This window comes from Modestobacter sp. VKM Ac-2986 (assembly GCF_026967795.1).
GTDB lineage: Bacteria > Actinomycetota > Actinomycetes > Mycobacteriales > Geodermatophilaceae > Modestobacter.
This window is the reverse complement of the sequence record NZ_JAPVBH010000010.1, coordinates 1-2,499: the sequence shown is the minus strand read 5'-3', so window position 1 is coordinate 2,499 and position 2,499 is coordinate 1. Positions and strand designations below refer to the sequence as shown.

The following is a 2,499-nucleotide window of genomic DNA, read 5'->3' as shown; positions in this document are numbered from 1 at the left end:
GCGTGGGGGTGATTGCGTGCCTTTTGAAGAATGAGCCTGCGAGTTAGCGGTACGTGGCGAGGTTAACCCGTGTGGGGTAGCCGTAGCGAAAGCGAGTCCGAACAGGGCGAGTGAGTCGCGTGCTCTAGACCCGAAGCCGAGTGATCTACCCATGGCCAGGTTGAAGCGCGGGTAAGACCGCGTGGAGGACCGAACCCACTTCAGTTGAAAATGGAGGGGATGAGCTGTGGGTAGGGGTGAAAGGCCAATCAAACTCGGTGATAGCTGGTTCTCCCCGAAATGCATTTAGGTGCAGCGTCACGTGTTTCTTGCCGGAGGTAGAGCACTGGATGGTCTAGGGGCCCCACAAGGTTACTGAAATCAACCAAACTCCGAATGCCGGTAAGTGAGAGCGTGGCAGTGAGACTGCGGGCGATAAGGTTCGTAGTCGAGAGGGAAACAGCCCAGATCATCAGCTAAGGCCCCTAAGCGTGTGCTAAGTGGAAAAGGATGTGGGATTGCCGTGACAACCAGGAGGTTGGCTTAGAAGCAGCCACCCTTGAAAGAGTGCGTAATAGCTCACTGGTCAAGTGGTTCCGCGCCGACAATGTAGCGGGGCTCAAGCACACCGCCGAAGCTGTGGCATTCACATGAACCCGTCGTCACCCTCGTGGTGCCGGCCAGGTGTGTGGATGGGTAGGGGAGCGTCGTGTGGCGATTGAAGCGGCGGAGTGATCCAGCCGTGGACGCCACACGAGTGAGAATGCAGGCATGAGTAGCGAAAGGGGAGTGAGAAACTCCCCCGCCGGATGACCAAGGGTTCCTGGGCCAGGCTAATCCGCCCAGGGTGAGTCGGGACCTAAGGCGAGGCCGACAGGCGTAGTCGATGGACAACGGGTTGATATTCCCGTACCCGCGAAAGAACGCCCATGCTGAACCCAGCGATGCTAACCGCCTGAAACCACTGACTGTCCTTCGGGACTGATGTGGCCGAACGCGGGACCCGGACTGGTAGTAGGCAAGCGATGGGGTGACGCAGGAAGGTAGTCCTACCGGTGAATGGTAGTACCGGTGCAAGGGTGTGGCCCGTGGGATAGGTAAATCCGTTCCACACGAGGGTGAGGCCTGACGCATAGCCGAATGAGGCGAATTGGATGATCCTATGCTGCCGAGAAAAGCCTCTAGCGAGTTCTTAGCGGCCCGTACCCCAAACCAACTCAGGTGGTCAGGTAGAGAATACCAAGGCGATCGAGCGAACTGTGGTTAAGGAACTCGGCAAAATGCCCCCGTAACTTCGGGAGAAGGGGGGCCATCTGCTGTGAACCGCTTACGCGGGGCAGCGGTGGGTGGCCGCAGAGACCAGTGAGAAGCGACTGTTTACTAAAAACACAGGTCCGTGCGAAGTCGAAAGACGATGTATACGGACTGACGCCTGCCCGGTGCTGGAACGTTAAGGGGACGGGTTAGCCGCAAGGCGAAGCTCAGAACTCAAGCGCCAGTAAACGGCGGTGGTAACTATAACCATCCTAAGGTAGCGAAATTCCTTGTCGGGTAAGTTCCGACCTGCACGAATGGCGTAACGACTTCTCAGCTGTCTCAACCACAGGCTCGGCGAAATTGCACTACGAGTAAAGATGCTCGTTACGCGCGGCAGGACGGAAAGACCCCGGGACCTTCACTATAGCTTGATATTGGTGTTCGGTTCGGCTTGTGTAGGATAGGTGGGAGACTGTGAAGCGGGCACGCCAGTGTTCGTGGAGTCATCGTTGAAATACCACTCTGGTCGAATTGGATGTCTAACCTCGGTCCGTGATCCGGATCAGGAACAGTGTCAGGTGGGTAGTTTAACTGGGGCGGTTGCCTCCCAAAATGTAACGGAGGCGCCCAAAGGTTCCCTCAGCCTGGTTGGCAATCAGGTGTCGAGTGCAAGTGCACAAGGGAGCTTGACTGCGAGACTGACGGGTCGAGCAGGAGCGAAAGCTGGGACTAGTGACCCGGCACCGGCATGTGGAAGCGGTGTCGCTCAACGGATAAAAGGTACCCCGGGGATAACAGGCTGATCTTCCCCAAGAGTCCATATCGACGGGATGGTTTGGCACCTCGATGTCGGCTCGTCGCATCCTGGGGCTGGAGTAGGTCCCAAGGGTTGGGCTGTTCGCCCATTAAAGCGGTACGCGAGCTGGGTTTAGAACGTCGTGAGACAGTTCGGTCCCTATCCGCCGCGCGCGTAAGAGACTTGAGAAGTGCTGTCCCTAGTACGAGAGGACCGGGACGGACGAACCTCTGGTGTGCCAGTTGTTCCGCCAGGAGCACTGCTGGTTGGCTACGTTCGGCAGGGATAACCGCTGAAAGCATCTAAGCGGGAAGCCTTCTTCAAGATGAGGTCTCTCACCGGGTCAACCGGGTAAGGCCCCCGCCCAGACCAGCGGGTTGATAGGCCGGAGGTGGAAGCGGCGCAAGTCGTGGAGCTGACCGGTACTAATAGGCCGAGGGCTTGACTCACACAACACCCAGCCCTTT

General features: G+C 57.7%; 1 rRNA gene (only partly in view). It reads left to right on the top strand.

The features are described from left to right. A 23S ribosomal RNA gene (locus tag O2W14_RS19920) occupies positions 1-2,481 on the top strand (it extends 135 nt beyond the left edge of the window). The last annotated feature ends 18 nt before the right edge of the window (positions 2,482-2,499 follow it).